Consider the following 16064-nt stretch of genomic DNA (forward strand, 5'->3'; position numbering starts at 1 on the left):
AGGATACCTGATGAGCGCATTACAACAGCTACGCACTATGACCACGATTGTTGCTGATACTGGTGACCTTGCCGCTATTGCCCGTTTAAAACCTATCGATGCAACCACCAACCCAAGCCTTATTACCAAGGCTCTAATTCATCCTGACAACCAAGGCATGTTGTCAGAGACCATGAGTCGTCACAATGGTGACGTGGATGCCGTGATCGATGCGCTGACCATTCAGGTTGGCTGCGATATTTTAGAGCTGATCGAAGGCCGAGTCTCTACCGAAGTGGACGCTCGCTTATCTTACGACACTCAAGCGACGATAGACAAGGCACTGGCGTTTATGGACGCTTACCAAAAAGCGGGCGTCGATTCAGAGCGAGTATTGATCAAGATGGCGGCAACTTGGCAAGGTATCGAGGCAGCACGCTATCTTGAGACTCAAAATATCCACTGCAACCTGACCCTACTGTTTGGACAACATCAAGCGATTGCCTGTGCAGATGCTGGCGTGACTCTGATATCACCTTTCGTTGGCCGTATTCTAGATTGGCAAAAACGCCAACAAAGCCGTCAAAACGTACCGGCTTCTGATGACATGGGCGTACAGTCAGTCAAGCTCATTTATCAGTATTACAAACAACACGGTTACGAGACGCAAGTGATGGGCGCCAGTTTCCGCTCTACCGAGCAAATTTTGGCATTGGCAGGTTGTGACTTGTTGACGATAGCTCCCAACCTCATTGATGAGTTGGCAGCCATGGATACCGAGGTAACTCGCCAACTGTCTCCGAGTATGTCGATGGATATGAAAGCGATGACTCAAGTAAGCTTAACGCATGAAGAGTTTAGTGCTGCGTATCAGCAAGACAAGGTTACACAGGACTTATTACCTAAGGGAATTGACGGTTTTATCGGGGCGCGTGACGAGCTGGCCAAGACATTAGCAGCCATTCGCGGACAATAATAGCCACACGACGGATACTGGGCTGGCACAAAAGATATTTGCCTACTAATAGTAAGTTGGCTATCATTACCTACTTCAAATGACAAGAAGCAAGGCTTATATGAAACGGCTATCAATATTATTGGCAGGCAGTGCTTTAGCGATTAGCGCCCAGGCAGTTAACTGGGTAGAGGTGTCCGAGAGCAGCTCTGGATCAATTTTTAGTATAGATTTGGATTCTATTGAAAGCTCTGACATCAGTATCATAGATGAAAAAGATGTCGAAAATATCACAGTATCTATCCTTAGAACTTATCCTAAAGACAAAGATGACTCGAAGGAAGAAAAAAGCAATATTGACCATAGTGAGCAGCAACTACTCATTTCATGCAAAGATGCCAGTTACTATAGACGAGCCTTTGTTAACTACGATGCTGAAGGCAAAGTAACCAAGTCATGGCAGTCAGAAAAACCAATATTGACCACAAAAGACTTTAAAGTCACCACCCCAAAGACAGTCGGTCGTACGGTGATAGAGCAGTCTTGTAAAGATTACGAACAAGACGAAGAGCAATAAATACAGCCTACTTAACACAATACTAAAAAACATCAATACAGTATCGAAAAAGCGCCCTGACATAGTATCAGGGCGCTTTTTATTTGGAGAATCGTTTAACTATATTGACAATACGACATGTCTAATAGTCAAAAACATAGCAATTCATTTTAAGCTTTTAATACCGTATAAACAGGTACTGGGAACTCGCCATGCAAGTCAACCAAGTCCAATAACACTAACGCACCGACCACAGTATGGTCAGCCGATTGGCACAGCTCGTAAGCAGTAGTCAACGTGCCACCAGTCGCCAAGATATCATCGACCAATAGTACGCGCTCAGGCGGTAGATTGTTTTGCATCTCAAGCGTGTCTTTACCATACTCAAGTGCATAGGCTTTGTTGGCAACCGGTGGCGGCAGCTTACCTGGTTTACGTAGCAAGATCATGCCTTTGCCCAGACGGCCTGCTAGCATACTGGCAAAGACAAAACCGCGCGCTTCTACCGCACCTAGACAATCTACCTCATCCATAAGCCCTTCTGGCAATGCAGCAAGCAGCGCGTCAATGACAGCGTCAATATGACTGCGCAGTAACGGGGTAATGTCATAAAAATCAATGCCAGCTTTTGGAAAGTCTGGTACTGTGCGAATAATCTGCCAAAACGGATGGTCAGTATTGAGCACATGAGACGTCTCATTGTTGGTGGCGGATGTGGCGGCGGCATTGGTACTCATGATGACCCTTAGCTTATGTATTTAGATGGTTTAGTTAGTTTAGTTAGTTTAGATAAGACAACAACTGGATGATATATCAGCGATAAATGCTAAGTGTTACTGTGAATTTAGCGGCGATTATTATAGCATAATTGGTTTTCGTATGGCGGGCTGGCGTCCAGTCTTGTTATTAAGCGCTAATAAGGTAACGTATGTGATTGACTTGATAAAAGAAAAGTCATCTCAATATACAAGTGTAAACTTAACTATGAAAATTGCGGTTATATGCTAAACTACGTGCGTTTTTGCAGTCTAATATAATAGCTGTAATATTAAAAATGAGCGTTTATAGCACGCTGTAACTGTAATACTGGTAATGATCGATAGGACTATTTATGAAACGTTATGAATGTATTGTCTGCGGCTGGATATATGATGAGGCGCTTGGCTGCCCAGAAGAAGGTATCGCACCTGGTACTAAGTGGGAAGACATCCCTGATGACTGGACTTGCCCTGAGTGCGGTGTCGGCAAGCTTGATTTTGAGATGCTTGAGCTGTAGTAGATGACCCTCTAATTAGGACACTTCATGACAAAATCAAATGACATCAATAGTGCCAAATTGCCTGAAACGCTAGATAACAATCTAGAAGATCGTCTGAATAACTACCCTACTCCTGAGTGGCGCAAATTTGGGGAGCATCAATGGCGCGACTCTGACTTGAGTAAGCACCTTCGTCAAGCAATGATTGACATCGGTGATGGTATTGAGTTGTGTGTCGAAGCTGGCGGTAATCCTAATAATCCGCCACTGCTGATGATCATGGGGCTAGGATCACAAATGATATTTTGGCCAGACAATTTTATTAAGCGCTTTATCGATGCTGGTTTTTTTGTGATTCGTTTTGATAATCGAGATATCGGCTTGTCTTCTAAAGTACAGATAGAAGGCTTGCCGCGTATTAGCCAGCTCAAAATGATGGTTCGTCTACAGACAGGGCTGTCTAACAAAAGCACACAGGTTGCTTATAACTTGACGGACATGGCTGAAGACACCGCACGTTTGATTAAAGCACTAAAGCTTGGTAAAACACACCTGCTTGGGGCGTCGATGGGTGGTATGATTGCACAAATCGTGGCGGCACGTTATCCGAGCTTAGTGCAGCGAATGGCGCTTATGTTTACCACGACCAATCGTGCATTTTTGAAGCCGCCCAAGCCTAAACAGCTATATACCCTTATCAATCGTCCAGAGAGCCACTCTGAGCGTGATATCGTGCGTCATAGCGTTTGGTTTATGAAGACCGTTGGTACACCAGGTCATGTGAATGTGCGTATGGTCCGTGAAATCGCTAAGATTCGCTATCAGCGCAATTTTCACCCGCTTGGTACGGTGCAGCAGCTCAATGCTATCTTGGCATCAGGTTCTATCAGCCGATTTAGTAAGCAAGTCAAAGCACCAACGATTGTATTACATGGTAGCGCTGACGGACTCCTGCCTGCCTCGCAGGGCCGAGTCGTTGCCAAGACCATCCCTAATGCTACGTTCCATCTCATCGAGGGCATGGCACACGATATTCCAGAGTATTATCAGCCTTATATGGTTGACTTAATCAGCAATCATTTATCAAGCAACTAGCTTTAAAAACATCAATATCAAAAAAAGAGTATAAAACCTAGCGAAAAATCACAGGTTTTACACTCTTTTTTATTGCCTATTTAATCCTAGGGCGTGTCCTCAATTCAATCGATATTTATCTAAATGGGTTAAAAATGGCTAAATCTTGCCAAACGGCGTCAAATAGCTGACTAATATCTCGATATTATCTGCGCTATTTTCCTTGTTTGACTGCGATTTATCTCATTTTTATCACCATTTTTAAAATGAGGACACGCCCTAGTAATTGCATCAATCACAAGCAACACCAGCCCCTTCTTTATCAATGCACATTTTATTCCCATTCTTTAGGTTACCAATCCACGCCTTACCACCTGTAAATACAAAGGAAGGTTTGCCCTGATAGCTATCGTTAGCGTTCACACCATTGTTAGCAAAGCGAAAAGGAATCACCAGCTCACCGCCTAAATTGATAAAGCCCCACTCTTCACCGATACGCACGCCAGCATATTCCTCAGAAAACGGACGCACTTCATCAAATGAGTACGTAATCATAGTGACATTATTATCATCGACGAAACCCCATTTACCATCTTGCTGACGCGATTGAAGCGTCGTAAAACGCGCTGGTACAGACTGTGATGCTTTGCTAGATTTTTCGTTAGATGAAGTAGGTTTGTTCACTGCCTGAGTGTCATTCTGGGCATTTGGATCATTCGCTGCATTACCGTTTTTATCCACCCAACTGGTTGCACGGCCTTTGCGTACACGCGCCACCCCATTACGATAATTATCGATATCATCAATCGCTGCAGAAAACGAGACAACGGTACTATTGGCTGTGTTAATCACACCATAGTTACCCTCTTTTTTTACTACGATACGCCCATCCGATACAGGCCGCGCCCAACCTTGACTCTCTGTCAATATATCGTACATGGCAGGCACGACTTCGCGGCCCTGCATATTGAGATAACCGACTCGGCTGTTACGCAGTACAGGCAACAGACCGCCCGATAATTTATCCGCATCGACTTTTTGATAACGTGACAAATCAACGACTCGTTTGCCTTTTTTATCGATTAAAGCCACTGGCGCACCAAAGTCTTTTATCGCCAAAAAGTAACTGCTACTGGCCGTGCAGGAGACGTTTTTGTAATAACTTTTTGGGATTTTACAGCTGGCGGCGTGTGCGCTAGGCATCAAAAACAATGCGCTAGATAGCATCGTCACGACGACACTGTATTGCGATATTTTTGGTAGCAAACCAGACAGTGTATGTGACTGTTTTTTTGATAGCAATCGTTGAAGCATAAATAAACCTAGACAAATAATATAGATTGTTTGGTATAACAAATCAGACGTTAAATACATTATATCGTCAATCTACTATACATGTGTTGCAGCAATAATGTCGCTTAAAGTGCTACACACATATTATCCCTACAAACCATCTCTACAAAAATATCACTTGTATACATCATGCGCTTTCATACTCCTACGAATCGTCACCCTGATACAAATATTTTGATATAAGTACTATTACCCAACTGTCATAAGACTCTTGTGAAAAACGTAGCTATATCAAATACTTTGATTATTTATTTGCGTCCAACATGCCCAATAATTTTCCGCATAGCGATAGTACCTGTATTCAGCATAATAAATTATGGTTTTGCCATTTCATTTTGCACTTAAAACCACGACAATATGGCTCTATGTCAACATAAGTTCTGACATGATGCAATGATAATAAGAGTGCTGTTATTCAAAATACTATTATTCAAATACTGTTATAAGGACAAATTATGGCTATTGCTTCAACGCGATCTGCACCTATTGGCTTAGTCATTGGTTGTATCATTTTTGGATTGGGCAGCTTAATTGTCGCTCACGTCGATATTGGTGGTTGGGCCATGTCGTTTTGGCGATTGGCTGTTTCTGGTATTGTATTTGCGGTATTGGCTAAGATAATGGGCCAACGTATGCCCAAATCAAGACGCGCTATTTTTTATGCATTATTATCAGGGGCATTTCTAGGATTAGATTTGGCGCTTTGGCATGAGAGTATTTATGCGGTTGGGCCTGGTATTTCGACGCTGCTTAATAGTCTGCAAATATTTTTCTTGGCCGCGATTGGGTTTTTGTATTTCAATGAGCGTCAGTCTATCGTACAGCTTATTAGTTTGTTCTTAGCCATGATAGGCGTGGCGATGATAGGTAGCCCTGAATTCGCACACAACACCGCTGCGACTTGGGGTTTCGTCACTGGTATTGTATCGGGTGCGATGTTAGCTGCATCAATGACATTTATCCGCAAAACACACGATACTGAACCGACGCCTATATTTATGCTAATGCAGCTAATCAGTATTGGCGGCGTCTTAGCCATGATTATACCGATGTTTGTATTTGATACAGGTAATATCCTGCCAAATACCTGGTCTGAGATTGGTTGGGTGCTTATCTATGGTACGGTGATGCAGTGTCTGGCATGGGGATTGATTGCCTACTCTATTCCTAAGCTATCTCTGGCACTGACTGGACTGCTATTGTTGACTGAACCTATTGCAGCCCTCGTCATTGATTATAGTTGGCTGGACAAGCCGATTAACACTTTGCAGTGGAGTGGCGCACTATTAACGATGTTTGCTATTTACTTAGGCTCTTTAAAACCAAAGCCACGCGCCCTTCGCCGCTATCGATTTTTTTCAAGATTTTATAAGCGTGACTATAAGTAATATTGATTTTTTCAATACGGTTACTTAATATTGCCGTACAAAAAAGCACCCATGCTATCGGTAGCATGGGCGCTTTTTGTTAGATGAGATATGCTTTGACCGTCTTTATTTGATAGGCGCAAACTTCAATCTCATCAGCCTTACTTATTTCGCCTCAGAACTTTGGTTAAACAAAGCGTTTAACACGATAGCGGCTAAAGTAGCAGTACCGATACCGCCTAAATCAAAGCCACCTAAGTGCAAACTAAAGTTACCAGTACCCATAATGACCGTCACTGCCGCGATGATTAGATTGCTGTTTTTACTAAAATCAATATGGCTATCGATCCAGATTTTTATCCCAGCAACCGTGATAAGACCAAAGACAACAATAGAAGCCCCGCCCAATAGAGCCGCTGGTATGGTCTGAATGATCGCACCAAACTTTGGCGACAGTCCCAATATAATAGCAACCAAACCTGCTACGACAAATATCGTCGTGCTATACACTTTGGTAACCGCCATGACACCAATGTTTTCAGCGTAAGTAGTGACACCTGTACCACCAAATCCTGCCGAAAAAGTTGTGGCTAAACCGTCCGCCAAAAATGCTCGGCCCATATAAGGGGTCACACGAGCCTTAGTCATGCCCTCTACTGCTTTAAAGTGCCCTAGGTTCTCAGCCACCAAAATAAAGGCCACAGGTGCAATTAGGATAATAGCGCTCATCTCAAAGCGCGGCGTATGAATGCTTGGTAGTCCAAACCATGAAGCGGCAGCTACTGTACTAAAATCAATCGCTGTACCAAAGCCTAGAATATTGGTCATGACAAAATAAGCAACGTACGACAGCACTAGACCGACGAGTAGCAATAGACGTCGCAACATACCGCGAGTAAATACTGCCACACCACTAATGAGCAGTACGGTCAAAGTGGCCATCCAAGCATCAAACTGATTGGCAGACACGCCTTGAATGGTCACTGGCGCCAAATTAAGACCGATAATCATGACAATCGCACCCGTCACGATAGGTGGCATCAAACGCTCAATCCAACCTGTACCCGTCTTCATCACTAGCAAACCAATCAATGCATAAATAATACCGCAGGCCATAATACCGCCTAGCGCAACATTTAGATTGTCATTGAACCCTGCGCCTGCATAAGCGGTCACCGCGATGACTGGACCAATAAAAGCAAAGCTTGATCCCAAGTAGCTCGGCATACGCCCACCGGTAATCATAAAGAACATTACCGTACAGATACCGGACATCAAGATAGCTAAGTTAGGATCGAACCCCATCAATAAAGGTGCAAGCACAGTTGCACCAAACATGGCAAACGTATGCTGTATACCGAGCAATACGCTTTTTGACGGAGGTAGATAGTCGTTGATACCAACTGGGTCACGATCTAAGTCGCCCTTATAAGGACGCCATGTCGGAAACCAACGGCCATTTTCAAAATCTGGATTATGCGGGTAATTGATAGCGGCTGAATCAATGCCTGCAGACTCCAAGGCATTTTGAGTCGATAGATCTTGAGCGCTATTGTCTGACGCTGATGAAGGGTCTTTTTGAGATGGCATGCGCGCTTGTCCTATGTGAGCTAAGCTAAAGTAATAGGCTAGAATAACTGATAAAATAAGAATATTAATAAATGGACATATTTCTAAGGGCTTGTATAAATAGCAGAACATTAAGTCTTTCTATCTATAATATGTCATCCCAATTCATTCATTTATGTTGTAATATGACAAACCAAAAGTATTATTTGGTATGATAGCCATATCTTTCTAGATTTATGAATACAGATATGTCTGACTGAAAAATTCAGTCTTTTTTAATCCGTCTTATTTTACGATGATAACCAACTTACAGGATGTTACATAGTTGTTGACTGCGAGCATGATAACGGAGTTTCAAAATAAATAAAAGTTATTATTCAACTGCCCTCAGTGCTCATTTACCTTATAACCTTCATAAATAGTGTCTCGCGCCCACCTATCAATGGTGACTAGGAGCGATGGCTGTCTATTATATTTTTCACAAAAGCGCCCAATGCCATAGATAAAATAGGCTAAAGCGCTTAAAATTTTTGGTGACTTATTATGATCAGTGTTTTTGATTTATTTAAAATCGGCATCGGCCCATCCAGTTCGCATACCGTCGGACCGATGGTCGCTGCAAACTTATTTTTGACCTCGCTAACTGAGCAGATGGAACTGACTGCGGTTAAGACCATTGAGATTGAGCTATATGGCTCTCTGGCGGCGACCGGAAAAGGCCATGCAACAGATACCGCTATATTGTTAGGACTGCTTGGACATACGCCTAGCACGATAGACACACGTATGACCAGTAGCTACCTATCTCCTATCTTCTCTGACAAAATTCTTAATGTATCAGGCACGCATACGATTGCTTTTGATACAGAGCAAGACATCTACTGGTATGACGATACTGTGCTACCTTATCACCCTAATGCATTGACGCTACGCGCTATCTCAACTGAAGGCGTTCGCTATCAGCAGACTTATTATTCAGTTGGTGGCGGTTTTGTCATCAATGAAGAAGATGCAACTAACCCAGACGAAGATCATGCCAGCCCGACCATCGATAGAGTTCCCTACCCGTTCAATAACGCAGCAGAGCTACTAGAGCAATGTCGTGAGCATGACTTGAGCATCAGCGAATTGGTACTAGCAAACGAATGTCACTTCCATGCCAAAGAAGAAGTATTTGCTTATCTAGATAGCATTTGGGAAGTGATGCAAGACTGTGTCAAACAAGGCTGTGAAAATGGCGGCATCTTGCCGGGTGGATTAGATGTAAAACGCCGTGCCCAAGATTTGCATACGCAGCTGTGTGCTGAAAAAGACCAACCTATCACCAAGACCGATAAGTTAGCCGCTATGGACTGGGTCGATTTGTACGCGCTTGCCGTCAATGAAGAAAATGCCAATGGCGGCAAAGTAGTCACGGCTCCAACCAATGGCGCAGCAGGTATCATTCCTGCCGTACTGCATTACTATCGTGATTTTTTGCCCAACTACAGCCAAGATGGCGTTCGTAAATTTTTGCTAAACGCCACTGCTATCGGTAGCCTTATCAAACAAAATGCTTCAATCTCTGGTGCTGAAGTTGGTTGCCAAGGTGAGGTTGGTTCTGCGTGTGCAATGGCAGGCTCTGCACTGGCAGAAATCATGAATGGCACGCCAGCCAAATGCCTAAATGCTGCTGAGATTGGTATTGAGCACAATCTAGGCCTTACTTGCGACCCTATTGGCGGACTGGTACAAGTGCCTTGTATCGAGCGTAATGCGATGGGTGCAGTTAAAGCAATCAATGCAGCACGTCTAGCCTGTAGAGGTAATGGTCAGCACTTCGTCTCTTTAGACAAAGCGATAGAGACGATGAAGCAAACAGGTGCCGATATGTCTGATAAATATAAAGAGACGGCACGAGGCGGTCTGGCGGTCTATGCTGATAGTAGAATCCCTACAGCAACGCGCGGTGTTAGCGTCAACTACAGTCAATGCTAATTTGACTTCTCAAAAACTAATTTACTAACAATAAACACGTAAAAAAGCCTCTAATTCGTTAGAGGCCTTTTTGTCATGTATAACTGGTTTATCGTCTATATATTGCTATCAATATTATTCAGCAGTTTTTGATACCACTTCGTTTAGAATCCAAACTGGCTGTACGACATTAGAGCCCTCTGCTGTTACTGCTTCTTGACGTACATCTAGGACATAACGATAGTTCGGCTCATAGGTAAAGCCTTGAATATTACCGTTTAGCGTGGTGTAGTTTTTCTGATAGGTCTGACGATACTGCAAGCACTGTGATTCGACCATGCTGCCATCAGTAGCAGTCAGGTCACATACTGCTTTACGCGGTGCAATTTCTACTTCAAAACTCGGGATGTTTACTACTTTTACATTCATAGGTTGTCCTTCAACAACCATCGTGCGCTCATTGTCCATACCCATCGTAGAGCAACCAGAAAGGGCAAAAGTTGTCATCAATGCTGCAAGTGCTAATTTCTTCATTATTCAATCCTCAGATAATTGTTATTGATTCTTTATTGTTAGCTTAGTTACTGACTTATTTATTGATTTAGCTAATAATTCATTGCTACTTAGATAAACTTATTGTTTTGAACACCTTATCTTGCTTTGCTACAAGCTAATAAGGCTGTTTGCTTCTTACTGAAACCAGTATAGGTCGCTAGTCGTCTTGCCCTCTATGACTGCTTTGTAAAGTAACGTCAGCTTTTGCAACTGATGTTAATGAAGCGTATTGAATAGCGGAGTTATTTGCTACTGAGGAGATGACTGACATTAAAAAGCCAGAACAATATTTGTTCTGGCTCTTATACAACTATGCAAATTCTGTTTTGTTAAGAATGACTAGCTACGATAATCAGCGTTTATTTTGACATAATCGTATGACAAGTCGCAGGTATACACCGTATCGCTAGCATCACCACGTGCAAGGTCGATATGAATGGTAATCTCAGGTCGACTCATGACTGTTTTGCCTGCCTCTTCTGTATAATCGGGTGCAACACCGCCATTTTGGCAAATCATTACCTCGTCTAGATACACATCGACTTGCTCTGTGTCTAGATCTTCGATACCAGCATAGCCCACTGCTGCTAATATGCGTCCCCAGTTAGCATCACTAGCAAAAAATGCCGTTTTTACTAAGGGTGAATGTGCGACTGCATAAGCCACATCGCAGCATTCTTGCGTGGTTTGACCGCCAGTCACTTTGACCGTCATAAATTTAGTAGCGCCTTCGCCATCACGCACAATCAGTTGTGCCAGACGGATAAACACATCAGCCAATGCATCGAATACAGGCTGATAATGTGGATGCTCTGGACTATCAATCACCTCTGAGCTAGCAGCACCTGTTGCAATCAACACACAACAGTCATTGGTTGAGGTATCGCCATCGACAGTAATGCGGTTGAAAGACTGCTCATTGATAGCGCTTAGCATCTCTTGTAATAAGTCAGCAGCGATATTAGCATCTGTCGCCACATAGCCCAGCATAGTCGCCATATTTGGGCATATCATTCCTGAGCCTTTAGACATACCAGTAACATGATAGCTAGTACCTGCTACATCAATTTTTTGGCTGGCTAATTTAGGAATAGTATCTGTCGTGCGAATACCGTTAGCAGCGGCTAGCCAGCTATCAGACGCTAGATTAGCCAATGCATTATCCAGACCTGCGATGACCGCATCACTATTTAACGGCTCACCAATCACACCGGTAGAGAATGGCAATATTTTGTTGGTATCTACACCGGCCTTTTCGGCCAATGCTGTACAAATATCAATGGCGCGGCGCTTACCATCAGCGCCCGTACCTGCATTTGCGTTACCCGTATTAGTGACTAAATAGCGCGGACTAACCTTAGCAAAGTGCTCACGCAATACTCGCACTGGCGCGGCACAAAAGGTGTTTTTAGTGGTTACAACCGCAGTAGTGGCCTTATCAGATATTTCGATGACTACTAAATCATCGCGGTCCTTATAACGGACGCCTGCCGCTGTGGCACTGAGCTTGATACCGTCGATAGGATAGATAACGTCAGGTACTGATACATTTCCAACAGCCATAATAAAATCCTCATTTCTCAATTTTTATCGTTATTTATGGAATACGAAGTGATAAATATATAGTCAGTTCAAGACAGCTTAAATACAAGGATAGCTAGCTACAGTGCTACGACTAGCAGACTGAACAAGCTACTCATCGTATCTAATTGACATGAGATTGCCTATATATAGGTATCACGGTATATAAGTATTACGGTTTCTTTAAGTCAAATGCTGACCAAATCGGTGCATGGTCAGACGGTTTTTCCATAGCACGTAGCTCATAACTGATACCAGCATCAATACATTTATCGATTAAGTCTGAAGTGCATAGAATATGATCAATACGTAACCCGCGCTTAGGTTCATCATTGAAGCCGCGACTGCGATAATCAAACCAACTGTATAACTCGGCACTCTCTGGATAATGCAGACGGTAAGTATCTGTCAGCTCACGTGACATCAATGCTGAATACCATTCGCGCTCTTCCGGCAGAAATGAGGTTTTTCTGTTTTTCAACCAACGTTTGGCATTGACTTCACCAATACCAATATCGATATCTTCTGGTGCAATATTCATATCACCCATGACGATAATCGAACGACCTTCCGCTTTTAGCGTATCAATATAAGCCATCAAATTGGCATAATAAACGCGCTTCATAGGAAATTTAGTCGGGTGATCTTGGCTCTCTCCTTGCGGAAAGTAACCATTGAGCACATCCACTTCACGACCTTCAAACTCATAACGTGCATGGATAAAGCGTTTTTGGGCTTCTTCATCTTCGCCAGGGAAGCCTTTTTGTACGAATACAGGTGCAGCTTTGGATAATAGTGCGACGCCGTAATGCCCTTTTTGTCCAAAGTACTCTACGTGGTAGCCTAGCCCTTCGATATCGCTAAGCGGAAATTGATCATCATGAACCTTGGTTTCTTGTAGGCCCATGACATCAGGATCGATTACCTCACGCACCGCTTCGAGCTGATGCTGACGTGCACGGATACCATTGATGTTAAAACTGACAAAACGGGTCATAAACTGTCCTATACTGATTGGTTAGAATATAGCGTTCTATAAATAGGTGAAATATAAACGACTATGATAACAAATGTAAGCGGTTCTAGCGGTTGCATGGCCTGAAATCTTGAGCTAGAGTAACTCTATTATAAGCACTATCTATTATTGGTCTATCTGAAACACTTTTATTCAACAATACTTATTAAAAATATCGAGCATCACTATGACAACAATTAAGCAAAAAAATACGACATCAGCCATGAATGATGGTACCAAACCATTATTTGCTAAAGATTATAACGTCTATATTAACCATACTGATGCTGGCGGTATAGTCTATCACGCCAATCACTTGGTATTTTTTGAAAACTGTCGACGCGACTGGTTTACTGAGCTGGGCTTAAATGGATATTTTTTGCAGACTGACAGTGGTGAAGTACAGCATTTTGTCGTGAGTCAGGCAGACTTGCAATACAAAAGAGCCATTCTATTAGATGAGGTAATTAGTGTACGTATTGATAAAGTGGAGCTAAAACCTGCCAGCATCATATTTTACCAAAGTATATATCGCAATCTACCAAATCATAGTACTACGGAAACAGATGATAGCCAGCTACTAAGCAGCACCAAAATCGTTATTGCCTGCGTACAAAACCTTGTCAAACCAGAGCCAATGAGTAATGATGAAATAGGCAGCGATAAACCAGATACTGCAGCGACAACCCCACCAATGCGTCCTATTCGTGTACCAAAAAAACTGCGCGTTACGATCGAACAAGCTATCGACGAGCAATTAAATGGTCAGCAGTAGAACTGCTATGAGCATAGATACGGATAGAGTGTTGTTTGAATTTGATAATCTATGGGTACATAACCAACGAACGGTACGTACTCATAGCATTAAAGATAGCAAAGAAGCCTCGAATAAAATCTCTATGCCGTCTAGTATTTATCAAAAATGGACAAGCAAGCTAACCGCAAACACTTCATTGAATCAAGAGCCATCAATTCATGATCGAACGCTAATAAGCGGTGCGAGCGGTACGCTATTGTCAGAGCAAGTCACTGTTTTGACAGGAGCGTCTGGTAGCGGTAAATCAGTACTGCTGCGAGTATTGGCAGGATTATTTTCCATGAGCAGCGGTACTGTTCGTTTGCACGATGACACGTCGAGTAATGTTTATCACGATATTCATGAGACTGCACCTATGCGGTGGCGCAAGCAGGTCGCCCTACTCGCTCAGCATCCACAGTTGCTAGACGGCAGTGTCCTTGAAAACTTACAAATGCCTTATCAATTGCATGCTCACCAATCGCAGACTTTTGATAGAGACTGGCATGTTGCTCAGCTTGAACACTTAGATAGAAGTGCAGATTTTTTACAACAAGACGCCAAGCACTTATCTGGTGGCGAGCGCCAACTGGTCAATACATTGCGTCTATTACAGTTCAATCCACAAGTTCTATTACTAGACGAGCCAACCGCCGCTTTGGACATTGACACTTCAGCACAGCTAGTCAACTTACTCATCAGCTGGTTGCACGCAGATGCACAGCGCACACTCCTATGGGTGACTCACGACACAAAAGATATTATGCCTTTGGCAAATAGACACTGGCATATGCAAGCAGGTGTGCTCACTGCAGACTCTTGACATTTTCTTGATTGGCAATATTTAATCAGATGAGTAAGTCTTTATATAGCTGCTCGGACAATTTAGCACGTTAATTAACTCAACCCTCACCTTGTATTATTACTATAATTACTTCCTAAATAAGCTCATACGAGTGGTACGAATGATATGCAAATTTTTCTCACTTATGGTGATATCGCTCTTGCCAGCAGTTTAATTATTATCGTATTGCTCATCTCTTGGCGCTTACGTTTAAAGCTAAGCAAGACCCTTTTAATAGCGGCACTTCGTACGATTATACAGCTTAGCTTTATTGGGCTAATACTGGCATGGATCTTTGCACGTGAACAATGGTATGAAGTGCTACTTATTTTAACGGTCATGACTCTAATTGCAGCAAGTGCCGCCAAAAATCGTGTCAAACGCAGCTATAAAGGGTTGTTAAAAGATACGTTATTAGCAGTCGGTATCTCAGCAATACTAGTAACGGCGATTGCGATTATAGCGATTTTGAATGTGCAGCCTTGGTATACACCGCAATTCATTATTCCTATATTGGGTCTGATATTAGGTAACTCTCTGACTGCTATTTCGTTAACGAGCAATCAATTGATTGAATCCTTTCATGAGCAATCTGAACGTATCGAAATGATGCTCAGTCTATCTGCTAAGCCGTTCGAAGCCGTCCATGAGCAGATAAAAGCAGCTATCACTAATGGCATGACTCCAACTCTGAACTCTATGCTAGTCGTCGGTATTGTTAGTTTACCAGGCATGATGACGGGTCAAATCCTAGCGGGCGCCGATCCCACTCAAGCCGTACGCTATCAAATAGTCACTATGTTCCTGATATGTGTCAGCAGTACACTTGGCTGCACCATCAGTGCATTACTTATTTATCGAAGATTCTTTAATAAAAAAGATCAATTCATTTTACCGCAATAATTTTGGCATCTATATCCCTTTGTGTTTTATCAGCTCACCAATATTAATTATCTAATCCTTCTTTTGTCAGCCAGCAAAGTCACTATATTCTTATAAGTTAATATATGTACTGATCAGTATCGCTTACTGTTATTGTTTTAGACTAAATTCATGCTAATGTATTGCTCAAATGTATCGTTTTTTTTGATACTTTATTGGTAAGCTGCAGATAAATAGTTTTAGAACGAGCGTTGTTTTTATTACTGAACTTTTTATTTATTTGTTCTATTTAATGCTTTATATAAATACTCATTAAATAAAATG

The 16064-nt window shown here is 42.6% G+C and carries 15 protein-coding genes; 9 read left to right on the top strand and 6 right to left on the bottom strand.

Translation table 11 applies throughout. The features are described from left to right. The first annotated feature begins 10 nt into the window (after nucleotides 1-10). Nucleotides 11-955 (top strand): transaldolase, encoded by a 945-nt coding sequence (locus tag ACHEVO_RS04325; RefSeq protein ID WP_102092478.1) that lies wholly within the window; start codon nucleotides 11-13, stop codon nucleotides 953-955. Nucleotides 956-1055: 100 nt separating this feature from the next. Further along, a complete protein-coding gene (locus tag ACHEVO_RS04330) occupies nucleotides 1056-1511 on the top strand; it encodes a hypothetical protein (RefSeq protein WP_394124071.1) in 456 nt (151 codons plus the stop codon). A 149-nt stretch (nucleotides 1512-1660) separates the two neighbouring features. On the opposite strand, the gene ACHEVO_RS04335 is transcribed toward ACHEVO_RS04330, so the two are convergent. Further along, complete coding sequence (locus tag ACHEVO_RS04335; RefSeq protein ID WP_057759806.1) at nucleotides 1661-2227, bottom strand: adenine phosphoribosyltransferase; 567 nt, start codon at nucleotides 2225-2227, stop codon at nucleotides 1661-1663. A 374-nt stretch (nucleotides 2228-2601) separates the two neighbouring features. On the opposite strand from ACHEVO_RS04335, the gene ACHEVO_RS04340 reads away from it, so the two are divergent. Next, the gene (locus ACHEVO_RS04340; RefSeq protein ID WP_057759803.1) at nucleotides 2602-2766 is read left to right on the top strand and encodes a rubredoxin; all 165 of its coding nucleotides are present in this window, start codon (nucleotides 2602-2604) and stop codon (nucleotides 2764-2766) included. A gap of 27 nt (nucleotides 2767-2793) precedes the next feature. Continuing rightward, nucleotides 2794-3843, top strand: coding sequence for an alpha/beta fold hydrolase (locus tag ACHEVO_RS04345; protein WP_394124072.1), 1050 nt, complete (start codon nucleotides 2794-2796; stop codon nucleotides 3841-3843). A gap of 270 nt (nucleotides 3844-4113) precedes the next feature. Here ACHEVO_RS04345 and ACHEVO_RS04350 read toward each other — a convergent pair whose 3' ends face one another. Then, on the bottom strand, nucleotides 4114-5136 hold the full coding sequence (locus tag ACHEVO_RS04350; RefSeq protein WP_394124073.1) for a WG repeat-containing protein: 1023 nt from the start codon (nucleotides 5134-5136) through the stop codon (nucleotides 4114-4116). A 494-nt stretch (nucleotides 5137-5630) separates the two neighbouring features. On the opposite strand from ACHEVO_RS04350, the gene ACHEVO_RS04355 reads away from it, so the two are divergent. Next, nucleotides 5631-6563 carry a DMT family transporter gene (locus ACHEVO_RS04355; RefSeq protein ID WP_057759795.1) on the top strand — a complete coding sequence of 311 codons (933 nt, stop codon included), beginning with the start codon at nucleotides 5631-5633 and terminating at the stop codon, nucleotides 6561-6563. Between the two features lie 144 nt (nucleotides 6564-6707). On the opposite strand, the gene ACHEVO_RS04360 is transcribed toward ACHEVO_RS04355, so the two are convergent. Next, nucleotides 6708-8132 (bottom strand): solute carrier family 23 protein, encoded by a 1425-nt coding sequence (locus tag ACHEVO_RS04360; RefSeq protein ID WP_102092484.1) that lies wholly within the window; start codon nucleotides 8130-8132, stop codon nucleotides 6708-6710. Between the two features lie 519 nt (nucleotides 8133-8651). Here ACHEVO_RS04360 and ACHEVO_RS04365 point away from each other — a divergent pair. Further along, complete coding sequence (locus tag ACHEVO_RS04365) at nucleotides 8652-10088, top strand: L-serine ammonia-lyase (RefSeq protein ID WP_227511229.1); 1437 nt, start codon at nucleotides 8652-8654, stop codon at nucleotides 10086-10088. Nucleotides 10089-10202: 114 nt separating this feature from the next. Here the strand turns inward: ACHEVO_RS04365 and ACHEVO_RS04370 are convergent, their stop codons facing one another. The 3 genes from ACHEVO_RS04370 to xthA form a co-directional block, all read right to left on the bottom strand. Next, nucleotides 10203-10601, bottom strand: a complete 399-nt coding sequence (locus ACHEVO_RS04370) for a DUF4377 domain-containing protein (RefSeq protein ID WP_057759787.1) — start codon at nucleotides 10599-10601, stop codon at nucleotides 10203-10205. A gap of 360 nt (nucleotides 10602-10961) precedes the next feature. After that, a complete protein-coding gene (gene argJ, locus ACHEVO_RS04375) occupies nucleotides 10962-12185 on the bottom strand; it encodes a bifunctional glutamate N-acetyltransferase/amino-acid acetyltransferase ArgJ (RefSeq protein WP_394124074.1) in 1224 nt (407 codons plus the stop codon). A 190-nt stretch (nucleotides 12186-12375) separates the two neighbouring features. After that, entirely contained in the window at nucleotides 12376-13200 is an 825-nt protein-coding gene (gene xthA / locus ACHEVO_RS04380; RefSeq protein ID WP_394124075.1) for an exodeoxyribonuclease III, read from the bottom strand. Nucleotides 13201-13405: 205 nt separating this feature from the next. Here xthA and ACHEVO_RS04385 point away from each other — a divergent pair, with 205 nt between their 5' ends. The 3 genes from ACHEVO_RS04385 (at nucleotide 13406) to ACHEVO_RS04395 (ending at nucleotide 15761) form a co-directional block, all read left to right on the top strand. Next, nucleotides 13406-13993, top strand: a complete 588-nt coding sequence (locus ACHEVO_RS04385; protein WP_394124076.1) for a thioesterase family protein — start codon at nucleotides 13406-13408, stop codon at nucleotides 13991-13993. Nucleotides 13994-14000: 7 nt separating this feature from the next. Continuing rightward, on the top strand, nucleotides 14001-14837 hold the full coding sequence (locus ACHEVO_RS04390; protein ID WP_394124077.1) for an ABC transporter ATP-binding protein: 837 nt from the start codon (nucleotides 14001-14003) through the stop codon (nucleotides 14835-14837). Nucleotides 14838-14984: 147 nt separating this feature from the next. After that, the gene (locus ACHEVO_RS04395; protein ID WP_394124078.1) at nucleotides 14985-15761 is read left to right on the top strand and encodes an ABC transporter permease; all 777 of its coding nucleotides are present in this window, start codon (nucleotides 14985-14987) and stop codon (nucleotides 15759-15761) included. The last annotated feature ends 303 nt before the right edge of the window (nucleotides 15762-16064 follow it).

It is taken from the genome of Psychrobacter nivimaris (genome assembly GCF_043419765.1).
Lineage (GTDB): Bacteria > Pseudomonadota > Gammaproteobacteria > Pseudomonadales > Moraxellaceae > Psychrobacter.

Bases quoted from the DNA above. Each gene is read 5' to 3' on its own strand.
- ACHEVO_RS04325 (WP_102092478.1), top strand. From the start codon at position 11: ATGAGCGCATTACAACAGCTACGCACTATGACCACGATTGTTGCTGAT.
- ACHEVO_RS04330 (WP_394124071.1), top strand. From the start codon at position 1,056: ATGAAACGGCTATCAATATTATTGGCAGGCAGTGCTTTAGCGATTAGC.
- ACHEVO_RS04335 (WP_057759806.1), bottom strand. From the start codon at position 2,227: ATGAGTACCAATGCCGCCGCCACATCCGCCACCAACAATGAGACGTCT.
- ACHEVO_RS04340 (WP_057759803.1), top strand. From the start codon at position 2,602: ATGAAACGTTATGAATGTATTGTCTGCGGCTGGATATATGATGAGGCG.
- ACHEVO_RS04345 (WP_394124072.1), top strand. From the start codon at position 2,794: ATGACAAAATCAAATGACATCAATAGTGCCAAATTGCCTGAAACGCTA.
- ACHEVO_RS04350 (WP_394124073.1), bottom strand. From the start codon at position 5,136: ATGCTTCAACGATTGCTATCAAAAAAACAGTCACATACACTGTCTGGT.
- ACHEVO_RS04355 (WP_057759795.1), top strand. From the start codon at position 5,631: ATGGCTATTGCTTCAACGCGATCTGCACCTATTGGCTTAGTCATTGGT.
- ACHEVO_RS04360 (WP_102092484.1), bottom strand. From the start codon at position 8,132: ATGCCATCTCAAAAAGACCCTTCATCAGCGTCAGACAATAGCGCTCAA.
- ACHEVO_RS04370 (WP_057759787.1), bottom strand. From the start codon at position 10,601: ATGAAGAAATTAGCACTTGCAGCATTGATGACAACTTTTGCCCTTTCT.
- argJ (WP_394124074.1), bottom strand. From the start codon at position 12,185: ATGGCTGTTGGAAATGTATCAGTACCTGACGTTATCTATCCTATCGAC.
- xthA (WP_394124075.1), bottom strand. From the start codon at position 13,200: ATGACCCGTTTTGTCAGTTTTAACATCAATGGTATCCGTGCACGTCAG.
- ACHEVO_RS04385 (WP_394124076.1), top strand. From the start codon at position 13,406: ATGACAACAATTAAGCAAAAAAATACGACATCAGCCATGAATGATGGT.
- ACHEVO_RS04390 (WP_394124077.1), top strand. From the start codon at position 14,001: ATGAGCATAGATACGGATAGAGTGTTGTTTGAATTTGATAATCTATGG.
- ACHEVO_RS04395 (WP_394124078.1), top strand. From the start codon at position 14,985: ATGCAAATTTTTCTCACTTATGGTGATATCGCTCTTGCCAGCAGTTTA.